This window comes from Endozoicomonas sp. ALE010, from assembly GCF_049310165.1.
In the GTDB taxonomy this organism is placed as follows: Bacteria; Pseudomonadota; Gammaproteobacteria; order Pseudomonadales; family Endozoicomonadaceae; genus Endozoicomonas.
In genome coordinates this window covers 17,290-36,765 of sequence record NZ_JBLYNV010000017.1, presented here as the reverse complement: position 1 = coordinate 36,765, position 19,476 = coordinate 17,290, and the positions used below count along the sequence as shown (strand labels likewise).

General features: G+C 48.8%; 15 protein-coding genes. 2 read left to right on the top strand and 13 right to left on the bottom strand.

Features of this window, described 5'->3' with window-relative positions; all coding sequences use genetic code 11:
- Positions 1–31: 31 nt before the first annotated feature.
- The 4 genes from hflX to ACO6UY_RS09565 all read right to left on the bottom strand — a co-directional run bounded on the left by hflX (position 32) and on the right by ACO6UY_RS09565 (position 3,895).
- Positions 32–1,324, bottom strand: a complete 1,293-nt coding sequence (gene hflX, locus ACO6UY_RS09580; RefSeq protein ID WP_422449881.1) for a ribosome rescue GTPase HflX — start codon at positions 1,322–1,324, stop codon at positions 32–34.
- 147 nt (positions 1,325–1,471) lie between these two features.
- Positions 1,472–1,717, bottom strand: a complete 246-nt coding sequence (hfq, locus tag ACO6UY_RS09575) for an RNA chaperone Hfq (RefSeq protein ID WP_101745449.1) — start codon at positions 1,715–1,717, stop codon at positions 1,472–1,474.
- 330 nt (positions 1,718–2,047) lie between these two features.
- On the bottom strand, positions 2,048–2,953 hold the full coding sequence (gene miaA, locus ACO6UY_RS09570; protein WP_422489730.1) for a tRNA (adenosine(37)-N6)-dimethylallyltransferase MiaA: 906 nt from the start codon (positions 2,951–2,953) through the stop codon (positions 2,048–2,050).
- A gap of 150 nt (positions 2,954–3,103) precedes the next feature.
- Positions 3,104–3,895 carry a hypothetical protein gene (locus tag ACO6UY_RS09565; protein ID WP_422462079.1) on the bottom strand — a complete coding sequence of 264 codons (792 nt, stop codon included), beginning with the start codon at positions 3,893–3,895 and terminating at the stop codon, positions 3,104–3,106.
- 392 nt (positions 3,896–4,287) lie between these two features.
- Here ACO6UY_RS09565 and ACO6UY_RS09560 point away from each other — a divergent pair, with 392 nt between their 5' ends.
- Entirely contained in the window at positions 4,288–5,556 is a 1,269-nt protein-coding gene (locus ACO6UY_RS09560) for an MFS transporter (RefSeq protein WP_422462081.1), read from the top strand.
- Positions 5,557–5,986: 430 nt separating this feature from the next.
- On the opposite strand, the gene ACO6UY_RS09555 is transcribed toward ACO6UY_RS09560, so the two are convergent.
- The 9 genes from ACO6UY_RS09555 to dksA form a co-directional block, all read right to left on the bottom strand.
- On the bottom strand, positions 5,987–6,547 hold the full coding sequence (locus ACO6UY_RS09555) for a hypothetical protein (RefSeq protein ID WP_422466616.1): 561 nt from the start codon (positions 6,545–6,547) through the stop codon (positions 5,987–5,989).
- 292 nt (positions 6,548–6,839) lie between these two features.
- Positions 6,840–8,213: a sigma-54-dependent transcriptional regulator gene (locus tag ACO6UY_RS09550; RefSeq protein ID WP_422489728.1), complete on the bottom strand. Its 1,374-nt coding sequence runs from the start codon at positions 8,211–8,213 to the stop codon at positions 6,840–6,842.
- Complete coding sequence (locus ACO6UY_RS09545) at positions 8,210–11,305, bottom strand: ATP-binding protein (protein ID WP_422489726.1); 3,096 nt, start codon at positions 11,303–11,305, stop codon at positions 8,210–8,212. The genes ACO6UY_RS09550 and ACO6UY_RS09545 overlap by 4 nt, the downstream gene beginning before the upstream one ends.
- Positions 11,295–11,471 carry a hypothetical protein gene (locus ACO6UY_RS09540; protein WP_163370786.1) on the bottom strand — a complete coding sequence of 59 codons (177 nt, stop codon included), beginning with the start codon at positions 11,469–11,471 and terminating at the stop codon, positions 11,295–11,297. Before ACO6UY_RS09540 ends, ACO6UY_RS09545 begins: the two co-directional genes overlap by 11 nt.
- 323 nt (positions 11,472–11,794) lie before the next feature.
- Positions 11,795–14,623, bottom strand: a complete 2,829-nt coding sequence (locus tag ACO6UY_RS09535) for a hypothetical protein (RefSeq protein WP_422449875.1) — start codon at positions 14,621–14,623, stop codon at positions 11,795–11,797.
- A gap of 175 nt (positions 14,624–14,798) precedes the next feature.
- On the bottom strand, positions 14,799–15,446 hold the full coding sequence (locus tag ACO6UY_RS09530; protein WP_422467824.1) for an alpha-ketoglutarate-dependent dioxygenase AlkB family protein: 648 nt from the start codon (positions 15,444–15,446) through the stop codon (positions 14,799–14,801).
- A 101-nt stretch (positions 15,447–15,547) separates the two neighbouring features.
- Complete coding sequence (locus tag ACO6UY_RS09525) at positions 15,548–16,303, bottom strand: hypothetical protein (RefSeq protein ID WP_422489725.1); 756 nt, start codon at positions 16,301–16,303, stop codon at positions 15,548–15,550.
- Between the two features lie 207 nt (positions 16,304–16,510).
- Positions 16,511–17,416 (bottom strand): tRNA glutamyl-Q(34) synthetase GluQRS, encoded by a 906-nt coding sequence (gene gluQRS, locus ACO6UY_RS09520; protein ID WP_422449872.1) that lies wholly within the window; start codon positions 17,414–17,416, stop codon positions 16,511–16,513.
- 275 nt (positions 17,417–17,691) lie between these two features.
- Positions 17,692–18,135 (bottom strand): RNA polymerase-binding protein DksA, encoded by a 444-nt coding sequence (gene dksA / locus ACO6UY_RS09515; protein ID WP_422449871.1) that lies wholly within the window; start codon positions 18,133–18,135, stop codon positions 17,692–17,694.
- Positions 18,136–18,592: 457 nt separating this feature from the next.
- Between dksA and sfsA the strand changes: the two genes are divergently transcribed.
- Positions 18,593–19,318, top strand: a complete 726-nt coding sequence (gene sfsA / locus ACO6UY_RS09510) for a DNA/RNA nuclease SfsA (RefSeq protein ID WP_422449870.1) — start codon at positions 18,593–18,595, stop codon at positions 19,316–19,318.
- Positions 19,319–19,476: the final 158 nt, after the last annotated feature.

Here is a 19,476-nt window from a genome sequence, read left to right as displayed (position 1 = left end):
ACCCGAGCCAATACGCACAAACCACAAGAGCTTACAGCATGGAATTAAAGCAACTCTCACTCAGACCTTCCTGCTTGGAAAGGCGCTCAAAGTCAGACTTTGGCAGGCGAATATCCAGAACCACATCACCACTATCGGAGTAGACTTCGGATTGAATAGCGCCAAGCTTATAAAGACGGGCACGGATGCGTCCCTGGGCAGGCTTCAGGGTTAACTGCCCCTGCAGCATATCATCAGAAAGCAACTCTTTGATGGCGTCTTGCAGCAGATCAGCACCCTCACCGGTCACTGCGGAAACCCAGACTCGCACAGGACGCCCTTCATCATTGCGCTGGATTTTCGGCTCTACCCCCTGTAACAGGTCAATTTTATTATAGACCTCCAACTGTGGCACTTCATCCGCATTGATCTCTTTCAGTACCGAATGAACCTGATCCATGTTTTCCAGACGCTCCGGATCATGGCTGTCAATAACATGCAGCAGCAGATCAGCCTGACGGGTTTCCTCAAGGGTTGCCCGAAATGCCTCCACCAGCTTATGAGGCAGGTGACGTATGAAACCCACCGTATCCGCAAGAACGACAGGCCCGATATCCGGCAAATCAATTCGCCGCAGCGTTGGGTCAAGGGTGGCAAACAGTTGGTCAGCCGCATAAACCACCGACTCGGTCACGCGGTTAAACAGTGTCGACTTGCCAGCGTTCGTATAGCCAACCAGTGATACCTGGGGAACCTCTGCCCGCTGTCTGGAACGTCGCCCCTGCTCCCGCTGCCTGCGCACCTTTTCCAAACGACGGCTAATGCTTTTGATGCGCGCCCTGAGAAGACGACGGTCGGTTTCCAGCTGGGTTTCACCCGGTCCTCTCAGGCCGATACCACCCTTTTGTCGTTCAAGGTGAGTCCAGCCGCGAACCAGTCGTGTGCTCATGTGTTGCAACTGAGCCAGCTCAACCTGAAGTTTACCTTCAAAGGTTCTGGCACGCTGAGCAAAAATATCCAGAATCAGTCCGGTACGATCAATAACCCGGCATTTCAGCTCTTTTTCCAGATTACGTTCCTGGCTCGGAGAGAGGGCATGATTAAACAGCACAACATCGACATCGTGCAGGACAACCAGCTGACGGATTTCTTCAACTTTGCCGGGACCGACAAAGAAACGGGGATTGGGATGTTTGCAGCCTGCGGTAATAAATGCGGCAGACTCAACGCCAGCGGAGCGTACCAGCTCCATAAATTCCTGGGGGTCTTCCCGCTCACGCTCATCGTTCAATTCCAGATGAACAAGAACCGCGGCTTCACCACCCTCATGGCGGTCAAAAAACAAATAGATCTCCTAAACAGCCACGAACCGCACGAGCTGAGAACCAGCTAACAGACAACCTGAAAACAAGACTGCGCCACATGGCTCATTTTTAAAATAAATATAAACACCTGAAGGCACCTCAGGTGCCTTCAAGATGCATCAACAGAATTACTCATTCTCAGGCTGATCAGTACCCTGCATCGGCAAACGAACCGGACGGCTGGGAACGACAGTTGATACGGCGTGCTTGTAAACCATCTGGCTCACCGTATTCTTGAGAAGAATAACGAACTGATCGAAAGACTCAATCTGCCCCTGAAGCTTAATACCATTAACCAGGTAGATAGAAACCGGCACGCGTTCTTTACGCAGCACATTCAGGTAAGGGTCTTGTAGAGAATGCCCTTTTGACATTTCTGTACTCCTTTTAATTCTCGGGTTTTTGAATAGCCTTGTTTCACTTTGGGGAGGACTATCCGCTGGACCGGCTGTGCCAGTACTCATTGTTCAATATATGTACAGCCTATGAAATGCCGACTCACATTAAGCTAACCCAACACCGCACTCAATAAGTAATATTAGCTACTCCCACCAGTCCTGCCGGAACAATTAGAGGTTCTAAGGTACTACTTTATTAAGCAATAAGTCTAAACAGCCAACGGTTTATGGAAGAAAGTTGCATTAACGCCCTCGGCATTCCTCAGGGCTATGCACTTTACCTCATGACTATAAATTATACCGAAGTTATTTAAGGGCACCCTCCAAAACTTTCAAGGCATCACCCGGCAGGTTGTTGGAAAACGTATCAAGCCAGTGAATATCAGGCCAGCTTCTGAGCCAGGTTAACTGCCTTTTAGCCAGTTGTCGGGTCGCAATAATACCTCTTTCGACCATCTCATCGTAGCTTAGTTCCCCAACAAGGTAAGACCAGGCCTGACGATAACCAACAGAACGGACAGAAGGCATGGTAACATTCAGGTCCCCACGCTGATAAAGCCGGGTTGCTTCCTCCAGAAAACCGTTCTCCAGCATCATTCTGAAACGCAGTGCAATGCGTTCATGGAGCACAGAACGGTCTTTTGGAGCCATCGCCAGGCTGACAATGCCATAGGGTAAACGTTGCACTTTCTGCTCCCTGTGCCATTGAGAAAGCGGTTTACCTGTCAGCTCATAAACCTCCAGGGCGCGCTGCAAGCGCTGGGTATCCGAGGGTTTTATTCTCAGTGCCGCTTCCGGATCAACGCCTGAGAGCTGCTGGTGTAAAAATGCCCAACCCCGTGCCCGTGCACTATCCAGCAGCCGTTGACGAACCCCGGCATCAGCAGCGGGCATGGTCGCCATACCGTCCCTGAGCACCTTAAAGTACATCATCGTACCACCAACCAGCAGAGGTATTCTCCCACGGGCGGTGATATCGGCCATCAACGCCAGGGCATCCCGTCGAAAATCGGCGGCTGAATACGATTCCGCCGGATCAAGAATGTCGATCAGGTGATGAGGCGCTTCCACCAGAACCTCAGGTTCCGGCTTGGCAGTGCCAATATCCATCCCTTTATAAATAAGTGCCGAGTCAACACTGATGATCTCAAAAGGCAGCTCTTTGATGAGCGCTACCGCAAGGTCAGTTTTGCCTGAAGCGGTAGGACCCATCAAAAATACAGCGGGAGGGAGCCGCTTTTCCTCATGCGCGGACATAGGAGAATGTGTACCTGAAAATAATAAAAATGTGATTCTATAGGGAAGGTCTTTTTTTGCAATGCGGGGAGACCAGATATTTCATTTTTCAAAAGCCAGACTGATCTACCTTAGTTGCAAACAGTCCGGGATAATTTTATCGGAAAACAATTGCGCTAATACTTCATTCAGGTCTTTAGAATCAGAAATATCATCCAAGGCTTGTTTTAATTCTACTGCCCCCTGGTTCAAGTTATCGATAAAACTGCCAATTTCACAAGCAGTAAGATGATCAAACAAATTTCTCCAGCCAGGTGCCAATATCAACTCCCCGCCACCTATACAATCAAATCCTGTATAATCACACCCCCCTTCAAACTTATAAACACTACCATCCTTTAATTCGCCAAACATGATCCAGTTTTCTACTTCATTTTCACCCTCCTGATATGAGAAGACTTTGTCAATATCCCTGCACTCAGTTGTGTATTCGACCATACCGGGCTGCGGCGTCCCCCGTGTTTCCCAGGAACCATCATCAACTAAAAAAGAATACCATGCATAATTACCCTCCCAGAGCGAACCGTCAATTTCCACCGGAGTAAACACAATATTTCTCACCTCCTCTCTAGTGCTGGAAAATAAAGGCTTACACTCTGAACTGCTTATTAATGCAGCACCCAATCGGCGAAGGTCATCCAGTCCAAGGTATTGAATTAATCGATCACTGATAACTTGAATATTTAATACCTGAGAATAAATATCTTCTTTCAGTGGTAATTTATTTTTAACTACCCTGGCATCCATTATTTTTGGATTACCGTTTTCTGATGATTCCTCTGTACCCACTTTACTTTGGTCTGTGGTACTCGTACTAGATAACGTGTTTAATGTACTAGCCAATAATGCAGGATCCATACCCCACCCTCTTCACAATTTTTTTTCACCTGAAATTGCATAGAAAAAGTGTCCAAGTTAATCCAGCGATTGACGGTTGGCTGAAACACCAACGCAATACCCGATCCGTATCTGAACCAGGGAGAAAACGGTACAGGGCAATCTCATGTTTTAATTCATGACTCATAGGCAGATAATCGACACTCCATGATGGTAGAAAATTGAAAATTTGCCAGAAATCTTTCTGACAATGCTGCCGCTTTGTTCATTTATTGAGATTTATCGGCTACGCGATAAGAGCCCCTTATTTGCTCATTGTAATGCACTGTCGTACATTACAAACTCTGAACTCAAGCTCTTAAGGCAAGCCAAAAAAATTTATACAACAAAAACAATTAAAAAAAGGCAACACAATGAAGACCATTACCAAACTCAATCGAGTTGGCTATGCCATGGGGGACCTGGGCAACACACTGACCTTCGGTATGATGTCCACTTTCTTGCTGGCTTATTATACGGATGTACTGGGTATTACTGCCGCTGCAGCGGGGACGCTGTTTCTCGTTGCCAGAATCTGGGATGCGGTGAATGACCCGATCATGGGTGCTATCTGTGACAAACTCTTCACCCGCAAGCATACCGGGGACAAGTTTCGCGGCTTTCTGGTAAAAGGCAGCTGGCCTGTTGCGGTGGCAGCCATTTTTGTGTTTTGGGCACCACAGGGCCTGAGTGACTCACAAAAACTGATTTGGGCATACGCCACCTACATTGTCTGGGGCATGGCATATACCTTTATCAATATTCCCTACGGTTCACTGGCGACGGTGATGACCAATGATAAAGGTGAGCGGGCCTCTCTTTCCGCTGCCAGAGGCGTCGGTAGCATGGCTGGCAATGTCGTAGGCAACATTGCCGTACCACTTTTCCTGTCGATTTTCGCCGATGACTTTGCCAAAGGTTATTTGTACTCTGCTGTCTTCGTCAGCATTTTTGCCATGATCGCCTATCTTATATCCTACCGGTGTACTGCTGAATATATACGACACGAGCCTTCAACCGAAAACATTAACATTTTTCAGGGTATCACCTCTCTGCGGAAAAATTCATTATTTCTCTGTGTGAGTATATCTTCCGCATTTATGCTGGCGGCATTTATGGCCCAGAGTGCCATTACCTACTATTTCCTGACTGAGAACCTGGATGGCCAACTGTGGTTCATATCCTTAAGCTCAGCGGTCAGCGTTCTTGCTATCCTTATCATTTCATCGTTTATCGGAAAGCTCGCCTTAAAGTTCGGTACCCGAAAAATTATGATTACCGGATTTCTGTTAGCCGGTATTACAGCGACCGTTTGCTTTTTACTGCCTGACTCAATTTATGTCATGTTCCTGTGGCTCTTTGTGGGCATTCCACTGATGCTGCTTCCTAATTTGCTGGTCTGGGCAAATGTATCTGACAGTATTGACTACAACTCTTACTTAACTGGTCAGCGTCAGGAAGGCGTTATCTATTCCAGCTATTCATTTGCCCGTAAGATGGGGCAGGCACTGGCAGGTTTCATCGCGGGTACGGGGTTATCTTTTATTGGCTATCAGGCAGAACAGGAAACACAGCCAGCCTCAGTATTGCTCGGCATCGATGCACTAATGTTCCTCTTGCCTGCTGTGGCACTGTTTAAGTAGTTGGCCAAATGGAATCGTATATTTCTGGCTAAGTGGGCAGTTGCTATGCAAGGCGCAACGTAGGGAGCATAGCCGTAGCTATGTGACCGGAGTTGCAACGCCGCAGAGTGACTGACAACTTAGTCAGAAATATATGATTTCATTTGGTTAACTACTTATATGTGCGCTTATCTACTTTGTAATGTGGGATGAATCCAAGATCAAATCAGCCAGTGAAAGTGACGCAGACTTGAGCGGACAGCCCGCCTGATGTCTGGAACAGTTCAACTTCAAAATCCTTTGAAGTTGAACTGACAAGGATTCGACTTTAGTGTTTGAACTTTTTCAAGTTAATAAGCCAAAGACATCTTATTCAATTTGAAATCAGCTTTTTGTCACTCTGACACTGGACCAATGGCTGCAGACAATGACCATGTCTAAATCATTTTTATTATTTCAGCCCTAACTGCTCGTTAGTGACGTTTACCTCGGGTTGGGACAAATTACCCACCAAAGACTTGTAATTTTCCTTGGGTTCGGGCGAATCACCCACCAAAGACTTGTAATTTTCCCCGGGTTCGGGCGAATCACCCACCAAAGACTTGTAATTTTCCCCGGGTTCGGGCGAATCACCCACCAAAGACTCGTGATTTTCCCCGGGTTCGGGCGCATCACCCCCAAAAGACTCGAAAGGGACAGAACCTTCGGCCTCAGCTTCGTACCTCCCGACAAAATATACGTCCGAATTTGGACCCGATTCTGACATATCGTTCCGATCTGGTTGTTTAGCCACAACACCTTGATCGGCTTTAGGCAGTAATGGCTTTGTCAAGCCTGCCGGGTCATCTTCCGATGGTTTTGGGCAGCAAGCCGCCACTACACACGCTTTGACCAATCTATAACTAAAATTAAGGCAGTTTTGACACTGATCAGGTTGGGCATCATTATCACTTGCTGCTTTCCATGCATTCGAGAAGAAATCTACTATTTTGGAACTATCATCAAAGCGCATATAAACCTCCTGAATCCCGTCAAACAGGGATTGATATTATTATTCGTACTTATATAAGACCTCTTATTTATGAAAAGATTCCATAAAATGTATTCATTTATCTTTTTCGGGTTAAAATGGGTGAAAAATAGCACCTTGTTAACGGTACTAAAGTACAATTAATCTATTTGTCACACATGACTAATCCAGTACATCATTTCGATGAGTTTGATGTGTACAATCTCCGCTCAGGACGAACGGAGCTTGGGAGGCATTGATAGAAAGAACCCATCAATTGCATTGAAACCATGCACTATGTCGCCGCTGTTTTCTTTCTCGGAATACCCAGGCGCTGGCGCCGCTCCCAGAGTGTTTTTCTACTGATACCCAGTTTCTGTGCAAGATCGGTTTCGGTCATCTGATCCTGGTGCTCAAGAACAAAACGCTGGAAGTAGTCTTCCAGAGTCAGGCCATCCTGAAGTTCTTCGGCATCCTGACGAAACAGGGTCTGCTTCACACGAACGTCAATATCCAGGTTTTCCGGGGTGATGATATTGTCTTCAGAAAGAATGACACCCCGTTCGATGGCATGCTCCATTTCGCGAACATTCCCGGGCCACTGATACTGGGAAATGGCGGCCATGGTTTCGGGAGCCATTGAGAAGACGTCCAGCCCCATTTTGCCACAGGTTTTGGCCAGCAGTTTTTCCGCCAGCATCAGGATATCACTGCCTCTCTCCCTGAGTGGCGGAATGCGCAGTTCCACCACTTTCAGTCGATAGTAGAGGTCTTCACGAAACTCATTCTGTGCAGAGAGCTGACGGAGATTCCGGTGAGTAGCGGCAATCAGTCGCACATCAACCGACTGGGACTGTACTGAACCGACACGACGAATTTCACCTTCCTGAAGCACTCGAAGTAGCCTGGCCTGGGCTTCCAGTGGCAGCTCACCAATTTCATCAAGAAACAGTGTGCCACCATTGGCCGCTTCGATCAGGCCGGTTCTAGCGGCGGTAGCCCCGGTAAATGCCCCTTTTTCATGGCCAAACAGTTCTGATTCAATCAGTGTTTCCGGAATGGCGGCACAGTTAACAGAAATCATCGGGCCATTGATGCGTTTACTGTTTTCATGGATGGCCCGGGCAACCAGCTCTTTACCGGTGCCTGATTCACCCTGAATCAATACCGTGGCATCGGTTGGAGCCACCTTCTGTATTTGCCGGAACAATAGCTGCATGGCATCACACTGTCCCAGAATGCCATTAAAGCCATCGCCGGAGCATATCACTTCATTGTTACCCTGTTCCGCATCGCTGCCGGTACTCTGAACAGCCTGCTTTTCAATAGCTTCAGCCACGCGCTGAATCATCTCTGCATGATCAAAGGGCTTGGCAATATAATCCACGGCCCCCTGCTTCATGGTCGAGACTGCCGAGTTCAGGCTGGCATAGCTGGTCATGATCAGTACCGGGATGCCATTGGCCAGGTTGATCATTTCAGTACCGGGCTTACCGGGAAGCCTCAAATCGCTGATGATCAGCGAAAAAGACTGTTGTTTCAGGCAGTCTTGCGCTTCGTGAACAGAGCCTGCCTCGGTAATACAATATCCCTGTCGTTCAAGCAGACGACGCAGCGACGACCTGATAATTTCTTCGTCCTCGACAATCAGTATCTGGTCCTGACTCATGCCATGTCCCCCTGAAATTCCAACGGCTGCTCCCCTGTGTCTACCGTCATCGCTGATTCAGACTCGTAGCGTGGAAGCGAAATGATGAAGCAGGTCCCCCGCCCGGTGAGTGGATCCAAAGGGCTCACCACCTGAATACTGCCAAAATATTCTTCGATAATATTCCAGGTCAGAGCCAGACCCAGGCCCGTTCCCTTACCCGCTTCTTTGGTGGTGAAAAATGGCTCAAACAGCCTTTCCTGAATGGCTTTGGGAATGCCATGCCCCTGATCTTCAAAACGAAGGGTGACCGTGTGCTGGTTGGCTGTGCTGCTGACGGAAACAACACTCTCCGCCGTGCCAGTGCCTTCCTCTGAGGCATCGGCGGCATTTTTCAGCAGATTGATAAACACCTGTTGTAATTTTTGGCTGTTACCGCTGACGCAGAGACCATCGATGCACAGATTACGGAATACGATATTGCTGTTCTTATGGCTCAATTGCAATAGACTGATGGCCTCCTGGATGGTGCTGAATACCTCTACGGGTTCGGCTACCGATGGAGAATCACTGTTTTGCTCTCCCCCTTTCTGACCAGAGTGAGCATAAGACACCAGTGTTTGCACAATGCGACTGACCCTTTGGGTTTGTTCCAGTATTTGCCGGGAACTCTGTTGTATATCCGGGTCCGATGATAGTGCGCTCATTTCCTGGGCAAGGCAGTCTATACCGGTAATCGGGTTGCCAATTTCATGGGCAACACCGGCGGCCAGCTGCCCGATCGACGCCAGTCGTTCACTGTGAAAGAGCTGTTCTTCCAGCATTTGGGTTTCTGTCTGGTCCTCCAGCAACATGACCTGATTACCACCGGTACCGGAAACCGGTGCCTGAACTGCGGCTTTGTGCAGGCTGAAATAGCGGGTGCTGCCTTCCATTTCAACATAGTGCTTGTTCAGGTGATTGTCGGGGAGTTGCATAAAATCATTGAGGACCTGGTTCCAGGGAGCAGGAATGGTCTTCAGGGGCATCCCCAGAACAGCATCGGCGGGAATGCCGGTCAATTCTGCCATTGCCTGATTCCAGAGCATCACTTCGCCGGTGTTGTTCGATGGCAGCGATTCCTGGTGATCAACCGACGTGCTCTCCATGGCAGCATCAATGGAGCAGACGGCCATGGGCAGGCTGTTCAATGTGTCACGGTGATAACGTCTCAGACTGTCAAGCTCACCGGCCAGACCGGTCAGTTTTGAGTGATACGCTTCCAGCCGGGATTCCATAAAATGGATATCTTTGGGGACGTAATCATTATCAATATCCAGTGGCAAAAAGGAGTCAACGATGTCATGGGCAATGGTGGGTCCCATAAGCCCGGACAGATTATTCTCAATACGCTCCCTGAGTCGTCTCAGGGAGTGCGGACGGTTGTCGTCCGGTCTCATATTCAGATCGGTCAGGGCTTTATTGATTTCCGTCTGCGCCGCTACCGGCCCCAGAGGGGCGCTGAGCATCTCCTGAAATTCGTAGGAAGAGCGGGCCTTGGGGATTTTGTAGGGCTGCTGACGTACTTCACGAACCAGGCAGGCGGCCGCTGCACTGCGCTCTTCATCAGGCATCCTGGTAAAGCTGGAGACCAGGTAAAACACCAGCACATTCACCACCAGTGATGAGACGGCAGCAATATACCAGCCGTCGTTAGTGATGGTGCCAAAGTTGACGCTGCGGATTGGGAAAATCTCAAGTCCCATGGTTAAAGGCAGCATCAGGGTAAAGAACCAGACTGCGGTTCCAGAGAGAATCCCGAGAATCAGCCCCTTATGGTTTGCCCTGCCCCAATAGAGCGTAGAAAGAGTACCGGGCAACAGTTGCAAGGCTCCCACATAGGCGACGATGCTCAGGCTGTACATGTCCACCTCGTTATGCAGCAGCCGGTAAAACCCATAACAGGCGAGGATCAGGGTGGCGATAATCAGACGTTTTACATTGGTCAGCCAGCGGTAGATATTCATCTGGGCCTGGGCCGGCTCTCCGGACTGATAAAGGGTCTGATAAAGCGGCAGGATGACGTGGTTCAGCAACATGGAAGACAGTGACAGTGAGGTCACCATAAACAGGCCACTGGCCGCAGAAAGCCCACCTATATAGGCGATGATAGTCAACCATTGACTATCCACGGCATGACCAATAGCCAGTGGAAAGTACTCGGGCGGATAAGGGCTCCCGATTTTGAGACCCGCCCAGAGAATCAGAGGGGTGGAAATACTCAACAGTAATAAAAAGAATGGCAGGCCCCAGCTGGCAGTGAATAACATTTTTATGTCGCGGTTTTCGGCAAAGGTCATGTGAAACATGTGTGGCATAACCACAGCAGAGGCAAAAAACATCAACAGCGTTGTTCGCCAGGGGCCATCTTCCAGATGAGAGTTCATCCCGATGATGACCTCAGAGTTGGCTTCAAGCCAGTGGTTTAATCCGGAAAAACCACCAAACACTTCGACGATGACGACGCCGCCCAGCAGCGCCATAATCAGCAGCTTCAGCAGCGACTCAAAAGCAATCGCCACCACCAGACCATCATGCTGGTGGCGGCTGGCCAAGTGTCGGGTACCAAACATCATGGTCAGTAACGTGACCATAATACAAAAACCGAAGGCCAGCATTTCCGGGGAGGTGTCATCGCTCAGCAGATAAACACCGTCTGCCACGGCCTGTATCTGCAGGGCCAGCAGGGGAAAAGTAATAAACAGCAGCAGCAGTGTACTTAGCGTACCCGCCACGGGGCTTCGGAAACGGAAGGCCAGCACATCGGCCAGAGAACTGAGTTGATAGGTGGAGGTTATTCTTAATATTGGCACCAGCAGGACAGGCGCTAATAAAAATGCACCGCTCAGGCCAAAGTAAAAACCGAGAAAAACATAACCATCGTCGTGGGCAACCCCGATACTGCCATAGTAGGCCCAGCTACTGGCATAGATACCCAGGGACAGAACATAGGTTGCCGGGTGATGAACCACTCTGCGCGGGATGATGCCTCGATCCGTCGCCCAGCCGCAGAGAAAAAGAACCGCCAGATAGGCAACACTGGCCAGAACGATATACTCCAGTTCAAAGCTCATCGCTGTTACCCCTGATCTGAAGGGTAAAGCCCGCGACAATCAGGATGAACCAGAGTATCCAGGGCTGATACCACTGTTCACCAAACGTAATCCACCAGCCCATGATGGCTGGAGAAAAAAGGTAAATACCGATCACCAGAAGCAGAACCAGGCGGTAGATATACATATTACGTCTGTGCAGTTTTGCCGTTGGACGGACATGGTAATGGTTATATGGGTAAACCGCAAAAGATTACTGGCAGTCTATTCCCGGTCAGCCTCCTGGATACAAGCGTGCATCTAAGTAGCTGGCCATATGGAATCGAATATTTCTGGCTACTTGGGCTGGTACTATGCGAGGCACAACGGAGGAAGCATAGCCGTAGCTATGTGACCGGAGTTGTAACGAAGCACGACTGCATGGATGCAGGAGCTAGAGCAACGCAGGAGCAGTTGCCGGGAGTGCCGGCACAAGGAGTCAGAAATATATGATTTCATATGGTTAGCTACTTATGCACGCTCATGCTCGAAGAGGGCTGAAAATTCCTGTGACTGTTGATGGAAGGGGATTTGTTCCATATTTTCGACAGGTGAATCCAGCGTGTCAGGTTCATCTATCGACCCACGCCCCATTGCCCGGATATCGGCAAACGTTTTATCCATGGTGGCCTGATGCGTTGCTTTTAAATGAGCCTGCAGCTCCCGCCTCTGGCCAAAATTTGTACGGCAGACAAGGCAGAATGTCTTATGAAGGTAAAAACCCTTCACTTTTTTATTATCCAGAGGAATAAAATTATTCTTCTTATTGGTTGCCAGGGCATTGAGGTGTTTATTAAATGATTCAATATCGTGGTAGATCACCTGACATGGAATAGCCGCCAGTGTCTTGGGCGTTGCAAACTTCAGAGTGCCTGGTGTAAACAGAGACTTGACCAACTGTGGCTTGTCCTGCAAATAGTTAATGGCAGCCTCTGCCTGTTTCGGGTTTTTAGCAAACCACTCAAGGATTTCAGTCGTGCTCATCTTGTACAGCGGTTTGTCAGTATCATGTTTATGATGTTTATAAAGTTGACTCAACACTCTATCGTATTTTCGTTGCCCGGCAGGTTTTGGTGAAAGTCGCTGACGTTTTTTGACTGTTTCAGGGACAATAAATTTTTTATTTAATACTTCGTTAACTAGCTCGCGATGGAGCCTGTCAATCATACAAGCCGGACGGTGTTTTTTCTTACACTGGCTTTCATCGTTGAGCGTGTGCTCATAGCGAGACACTTTAGCGAAAGAACCGGAAGGGGAGGCTTTCTTACGATCACCAGAGAGTTGTGTGTGCTTTCTCTTATTTCGGTTTGGTGTCTGTGTTGCAGGCAGTGCTGTCTGCTTATCTTTCTCAGGTACGATGGTGCCTTTTATAGAGTAGTTTTTTGAATAACAGGCCCCAATGTTTTTAATAATATTTTGTTTCAGCATAAATTCTCTGTTTTTGTTCTCTCTTTTGGTAACTCTCTGCTTCAAACCATTCCGACATTCGCAGAGATAACGGGTCGCTTCGCAAATGGTACACTCTGAGCAGCGGCAAGTAATAAATTTGCTTTGTTGTTCCAGCAGCTTTTCGTGCTCATGGGCCAACATGTCTTCAGGCCCTGAATCTTCAGTCAGTGTTAAATCACGCAATAGGTCTGGAATGGCTGTACTTTGCGCGTAGGCAGGGCTCATTTGCCAATACCGTTGCTCAGCAGTGGGTAATTTTTTAAAGGCAGCAAGTACCTGGTCCAGCTGTGCAGCAGTTGCTTTAAAGGGAACAGGAACGCCAATTTGTTGTTCAACGGCCAGTTTTTGCACCTTAAGGTAATTAATGTATTCTTTGCGTTTTTTATAATAGGCCTCTCCGTAGCTGATGTTGCCCAGACTATCCTTTCTGGCTGCAAATCCCTGCTCTTTGAATTGCTTCTTAATCAACTCTGCCTTCTTTTTTTTAATCTGCCTGGTGGTATTTGTAATGGCATCAGTGAACCGTTGCCTGGCTTTCAGTTGCCTTTGTTCTTGCTGGTATGCCTTGAATTCTTCTGTTCCTAAAAAAAGTTTTTGATGACAGGGGTTGGCATAAAATTGAGACAGTGTTTCTTTTATTCCAGGAATAGGCGGTAATGTCTTCCAGTCAGGCATTTTAATGGGGTTTACTAACTGATTAGTGGTGCTATCGAAGTATCTTCCGTTGGCTATTTCTTCTAGTGTTCCTCTAGTCAGAAAACCCTTTAATTTATATTTCATCAGGTAGTCATAAATGCTGTCCAGATAAAGCGAAGCAATGGTGATCTTGGGGATTACCTTGGACTCGACAGTTTTGCAAGCCTGATCTTGCTTGTCCGGATCCTGCCACTGTGAATACAGGGGAGCCAGTTGTTCTTCCTTATTGTTAAAAGCTCTACTGATCAGCAATTTTAATGTTTCATTCTTATGGCCCTGCCATAACGGTGGATTGGTTACCAGCAGAAAAGCAAAAGCGCCAATATCGTAAGTCGATGAGATGCCTTTTTCCAGCTCCCGCTGAATGACATTGTCAAATTGTGCTTTTCGACTACCACCTTTACGTTCTATGGTATTGTCGGATATCGCCTTGGTAAAGGAAATAAGCAGATGGCTAACTCTATTCACGGTGCATAGATTTTTAGTCATTAAGGCGTCGAACCAGATGTCTTTGATCAGCCGGAAAAAGGCCAGATACCCTAACGGTGATGGGGTCTTACTGTAGCCTCCATAGTCGTTGAAACAAACTTCTGATGTCGAACCGAAGTTAAACACCATATCGCCTTTTACTACCAGTTCTGGCCAGTGAGTTTTGATATATTCAGCTTGCTTTACGAGCGGAGGAGGCCATCCCCCAACGATGGTTTTAATTTTATCTCTATCGGGCCACAGGGAGGCGTAGTGTTGGTCAAGATTGTTTTTGGCCTGATTTTTTAACATATCCGAATATTTTCTCAACTCATCCGCCAGACGGATTTTACCCTGTACGCCTGATGTCTGTTTAATGGCTTCACTGAGTTGGTGATAGAGAGGGGAAGCATCAGTGCCAGACTCTGAAGACAGAAAGTGGGATATGGCGTTATAGCTGGGGGTGGTGTTTCTTTCTCGCAATGTTTTCTCTGCGGCCTCAATTTCCTGTTGTGAAAATCCCCGAACCTTCAATTCCTGCAGTTCCAATGAACTTATCAAGGTCTCTCGTGAGTGAAAAGTACCAGTTGCTGGCGCAGGGTTCTCCGGTGAGCCCGTGACAGGCATTAGCCAGAAACTTGGATCCTGAGGGTTTTCGGTTAAATAAGTCTGGGACGTATTAGCCATTTTGGTAAACCTTTTTGCAAACTGAATGTGTAACTAACCAGCTGAAACAATTAATTAAATTCTTTTTATTAAATATTTTTACTGTTGCTCTTTGATTATTGCAGTGGAAATAAGTTCACTTTCAATGTTGGAGTAAGATTGAGGCTAAGGTCTGGCTTTTCCGGTGATTACCTTTCTATCCATTTTTTGCCCATTGTTCGTCGGGGAAGCGTGTAATCACACGACGAAAGGTCAAGTTGATCCTCGGCTCTACTGGTCTTGCTGTTTTTGTCAGGCAGTGCTGCCAGTATTTTTGGGTAGTTCCGGCCATTAACAATAGGGAGCCTGAGGTCAGGTCAAAAGTGTAAGGCTGGATGTCTTTTCGGTATTTGTGGCGCAGCCGGAATCGCCGTGTCGCGCCCAGATTGAATGAGGCAATCACCGGGTTTTCGCCTAATTCCGGCTCATCGTCACTGTGCCAGCCATTGCTGTCCTGTCCACTGCGATAAAGGTTGATTAATACCGAGTTAAAGTGATGGCAACAGATTGTTTCGACCCGTTGTTTAATGGCGATAACGGGCTGACTCCATGGCTGTGGAGAAAGCGCCAGACCTGAATATTGATAGTGTGCATCAGGATCCCCCATCCAAACCTGGAGTCTGGGCACCGGCAGGGTTTTACCGTAAATGGTTATCTGATCCTGCTGCCAGGGCAGTGTGGAGTGCAGCTCTGAGTACAACTGCCAGCCTGTGGGTTCGGGGATGATCTGCGGCCATAAAAGCAGGCGGGCATCGGCAGGGGTGTATATTTCCGGAGGTGTTGTAACGGCGCTGAATGTATTCAATGTTCGGGCTCCTGACAACTTACTTGATGAGCACCAGTGATCGTCTCAGGTCTGCCGGTGTAAGAGGGTTTGTGCCAACAGAGCCTGAGACTTTTGCAGGTTTACAGTCCAGGCGCATCGTAAGTGACCCAGTAAATCATTTCACCGGGGCAATCGCTACCCAGAACATCGACCATAATATTATCAATTTTTAATTTGCCTATCTGTTCCAGCCACTGGTCATCATCCAGCTTTTGTTCCAGTAACCAGCTGGGTACGGATTGGCTGTCCGAGTTGTACCATGCCACCGGGAAACGCATGCGTTTAGGAAGACGGCTGCGTTTTACACTTAATGAGGCATCACAACGAACCACCAGGCTGTCCGCCACCTGCTGACGTTTACGGAGATATTTACTGGACTCTTTGGCAAATTTTTCTACGTAGGGACTCAACAGCTCTTCCTGTCGGCTTTCCAGACAGTAGTCGTAGGCGCGGCTGACTTTACTGTTCTCAAAGCCCATGATGCCACAGGCTTCGGTAACGCGGCTTTTTACATCCTGGCTGAGTTCTGTATACCAGGGGGCATTGGGTCCGAGCACCCTTTGAGCTTCCAGTGTGGCAACAAAGATCAGGTTTTCATCCGGTGTAAAGCAGGATGATACACCTTGTGTGTGAATGGGGGACTTCATCGTTATAGACGGTTCTTGACGTATAAGCTGTTCCCGGGTTCGTCTCGCGGCATCACAGAAGTCAGGGTTGTCTGCCGCAGACCTGCTGGAAGTACCACTCAAAGAGGAAAAAGTCAGGGTATTTGCCGTCAGGTTTACGGCGAAAAATGAAAGAGCAGCAACCAGAGCTGTTTTAAAGACTATCGACATATTCGCTCCTTGAACACATCTTTTTGTTGTGGCCCATTCCCAGGTGGCTGAAAGCCTCTGGATAGGATTTATTCAACCATATATAACATGTTCGACAGGATAGCGGTAGGTTTGCCCTGGGGCTGTTGACGTTTCGTTGCCAGTCTTTCGGGTATATGGCGACTTCCTGGCTCAGACTGCCCGTTTCGCTGGAATTGCCACGAAACGTCAGCGGTCGTCCAGAGAGTTCTGTAAAATCTCTTTTTTTCCCGCCATGTTGCTCATGGTCCAGTTTTTTATTCCCCAGGACAGGATCTCTTCAACAGAGTTCATCAACAGGTCTGGCTCTGGTTTCAGGCCAAATGCCGACAGTGCCTTGATCATCAGTGGACGGGGGTTGTCCAATGGTATGGCGGGCGCATGGTTTTGCTTGCTGAGTTTATTTCCGGGGTTCCGGGTAATCACCGGAACATGGGCATAGACCGGGTGCGGATACTGTAACTGGCTTTGCAGATAGAGCTGTCTCGGGGTGGAATCCAGAATGTCTACCCCCCTGACAATATGGGTAACCCCCTGAAAGTGATCATCAACGCAAACGGCCAGTTGGTAGGCGTATAGCCCATCCTTGCGCTTGAGAATAAAATCACCAAGGGCGCTTAAATCAAACCGCTGATCGCCCTGAATACGATCCTGAAATTGCATGATATCGTCATGGCACAACAGCCTGAGGCTATGGGGCTGGTTTGGGATTCCACGGTGATTGCGACAGTAACCGGGGTACACACCGTTCAAACCGGCCAGTTTTTTGCGGGTGCAGGTACATGGGTAAAGTCTCTCGGTACGGAGCAGAGTGTCCAGGGCCTGGTCATAGGCTTCGCTGCGATCACTCTGAAACAGCACGCTGTCATCCCAATGCAGGCCATAAACGTCCAGCGCCTTGAGAATCAGGTCGGCCGCTTTGGGCTGTTCTCTTGGCGGGTCAATGTCTTCCATGCGCACGAGCCATTTTCCCTGATGGACCTGAGCATCCAGATAACTGGCCAGTGCCGCAACCAGAGAGCCAAAGTGCAGAGGGCCAGAAGGAGACGGCGCAAATCGTCCAACGTAGGAGGGGGTGCTCAGTGTGTCGCCCATAGGAAGTGATGATCAATCAGGCAAGTGGTCTTGAGTGAGTGCCGTCAGGATTTGTTCCGGAATAACTTCATCATTTTACGCAGTCGGGGAAAAGGTCGCTGACTGCTGACCGCCACCCGCTGTCCGCAAAAGCACAAAAGGTTCCGGCTTTTCGGGTAGCGTCTGTAGAAATGTCGAAGTGATTTCAGGACAGTTCCTTAACTATAAAGAACCGGTCGACAATGAATCAGCCCATTGCACTAACGTACCACAGCCTGATTCATCATCCGGGTACATCAGTTACCCAGCTGTCTTTCCTTGATCTCGGCCAGTGTCTTACAGTCGATACACAACGTAGCAGTGGGGCGGGCTTCCAGGCGACGAATGCCGATTTCTACGCCACAGCTGTCGCAGAAACCGTAATCGTCTTCTTCGATCCGGGACAGCGTATCGTTGATTTTCTTGATCAGCTTACGCTCACGGTCACGGGTTCTCAGTTCAAGGCTGAACTCTTCTTCCTGACTGGCGCGGTCTGCCGGATCAGGGAAGTTCGCGGCCTCATCCTGCATATGATTCACTGTACGATCCACTTCTTCCATCAGCTCCTGCTTCCAGTCTTGCAGGATCCTGGTGAAGTGAGCGATCTGTTGCTCGTTCATGTATTCTTCCCCATCCTTTTCCTGGTAGGGGGTATACGATTTGAGCAGATTGCCTGTATCCGCGTTTTTCTGTGCTGACATGATTACAGCCTCACCACCTTCTATTCATGAGCCAGGGGATCTCTCAAATGAGCAAGAATCCTGGATCTCTCCATTTAGAGGCGCTCGCGTTCTGCCTTGAAAGCAGCCTCTGCGATCCCTCTGTTACTGCCGGAAAACCGGCTCCCTGAAAGCCAAGGTCAACACCACGGGTGCCTGGCGAGAACAAAAACTCCTGGCACTTGCCTCTTGCCTTCCTTAAAGAAGCGGAGAAACTACCAAAACCCATGGCAAGACGCCATAAAAAAATGTCATCCGCTTTCTGACATTGACCAAAACCTGCACTCAGGTCAACTGATAATATTCTCCGAATCTGCTGCCCAATGGATTCAGAGAGCCTGTCAGTCCTGTAGGGTCAGGTATGATGAATCGGCATCTTAGGATTCTATTTTAGAATTTCAATAAGTAAATTAATGAAATTAAGTAATGAGCGCCCCTGATGAAATATGACAATCGCCTGTCTGAGGCCCGCCTGCTAAAAAGATACAAACGGTTCATGGCCGATGTTGAGCTGGCTGATGGCTCACAGATTACCCTGCATTGCCCGAATACCGGCTCCATGAAAAACTGCCTCTACCCGGGGTATCGGGTATGGTATTCCGACTCTGGAAATCCCCGGCGTAAATACCCCTGTACCTGGGAACAGGCGGAAATTCCGGTGGCGTTTAACGGCGAAGAACGCCTCACTCTGGCAGGGCTGAATACCGGACGAGCCAATGCCCTGGTTGAGGAGCTTCTGCGTTCTGGCCAGGTGTCAGAACTGTCCGGCTACCAGAGTGTCCGCCGTGAAGTTCGTTATGGTGAAGAAAAGAGCCGCATTGATCTGCTGCTGCAACAGGAGGGCCTGCCCGACTGTTATGTGGAAGTCAAAAGTGTCACGCTGGCAATGGGGAATGGCCTCGGCCTGTTCCCGGATGCCGTCACCAGCCGGGGCACCAAACATCTGCGGGAACTCACCCAGATGGTTGCTGATGGCCATCGATCCGTGTTGTTTTTCTGCGTTCAGCATACCGGTATTGACCATGTGGCGGCGGCACAGGCGATTGACCCGGTTTATGCAGAAGAACTGCAAAAGGCGGTTGCCGCTGGCGTAGAAGTGATGGCCTGGGGGGCAGACATGTCGCCGGATAACATTACCCTGGTCAGGCAGTTGCCGGTTGGATAACAAACATAATGCCCTGGTTCTGTTCGGTGCCCTACGGCCCCCGTGAGAACGAAGATGTGAGTTGTAGCACCGGACAATATGAATCATGGTACTGGAATTTTTGTCGCTGCCTTTTAGCTGTGGAGGCGTTCAGGAAAACGGCAGGAATCGGAGATATG

Bases quoted from the DNA above. Each gene is read 5' to 3' on its own strand.
- ACO6UY_RS09525 (WP_422489725.1), bottom strand. From the start codon at position 16,303: ATGTCGATAGTCTTTAAAACAGCTCTGGTTGCTGCTCTTTCATTTTTC.
- gluQRS (WP_422449872.1), bottom strand. From the start codon at position 17,416: ATGGGCGACACACTGAGCACCCCCTCCTACGTTGGACGATTTGCGCCG.
- ACO6UY_RS09550 (WP_422489728.1), bottom strand. From the start codon at position 8,213: ATGAGTCAGGACCAGATACTGATTGTCGAGGACGAAGAAATTATCAGG.
- ACO6UY_RS09560 (WP_422462081.1), top strand. From the start codon at position 4,288: ATGAAGACCATTACCAAACTCAATCGAGTTGGCTATGCCATGGGGGAC.
- dksA (WP_422449871.1), bottom strand. From the start codon at position 18,135: ATGTCAGCACAGAAAAACGCGGATACAGGCAATCTGCTCAAATCGTAT.
- ACO6UY_RS09540 (WP_163370786.1), bottom strand. From the start codon at position 11,471: ATGTATATCTACCGCCTGGTTCTGCTTCTGGTGATCGGTATTTACCTT.
- ACO6UY_RS09535 (WP_422449875.1), bottom strand. From the start codon at position 14,623: ATGGCTAATACGTCCCAGACTTATTTAACCGAAAACCCTCAGGATCCA.
- sfsA (WP_422449870.1), top strand. From the start codon at position 18,593: ATGAAATATGACAATCGCCTGTCTGAGGCCCGCCTGCTAAAAAGATAC.
- ACO6UY_RS09545 (WP_422489726.1), bottom strand. From the start codon at position 11,305: ATGAGCTTTGAACTGGAGTATATCGTTCTGGCCAGTGTTGCCTATCTG.
- miaA (WP_422489730.1), bottom strand. From the start codon at position 2,953: ATGGGTCCTACCGCTTCAGGCAAAACTGACCTTGCGGTAGCGCTCATC.
- ACO6UY_RS09555 (WP_422466616.1), bottom strand. From the start codon at position 6,547: ATGCGCTTTGATGATAGTTCCAAAATAGTAGATTTCTTCTCGAATGCA.
- ACO6UY_RS09565 (WP_422462079.1), bottom strand. From the start codon at position 3,895: ATGGATCCTGCATTATTGGCTAGTACATTAAACACGTTATCTAGTACG.
- hfq (WP_101745449.1), bottom strand. From the start codon at position 1,717: ATGTCAAAAGGGCATTCTCTACAAGACCCTTACCTGAATGTGCTGCGT.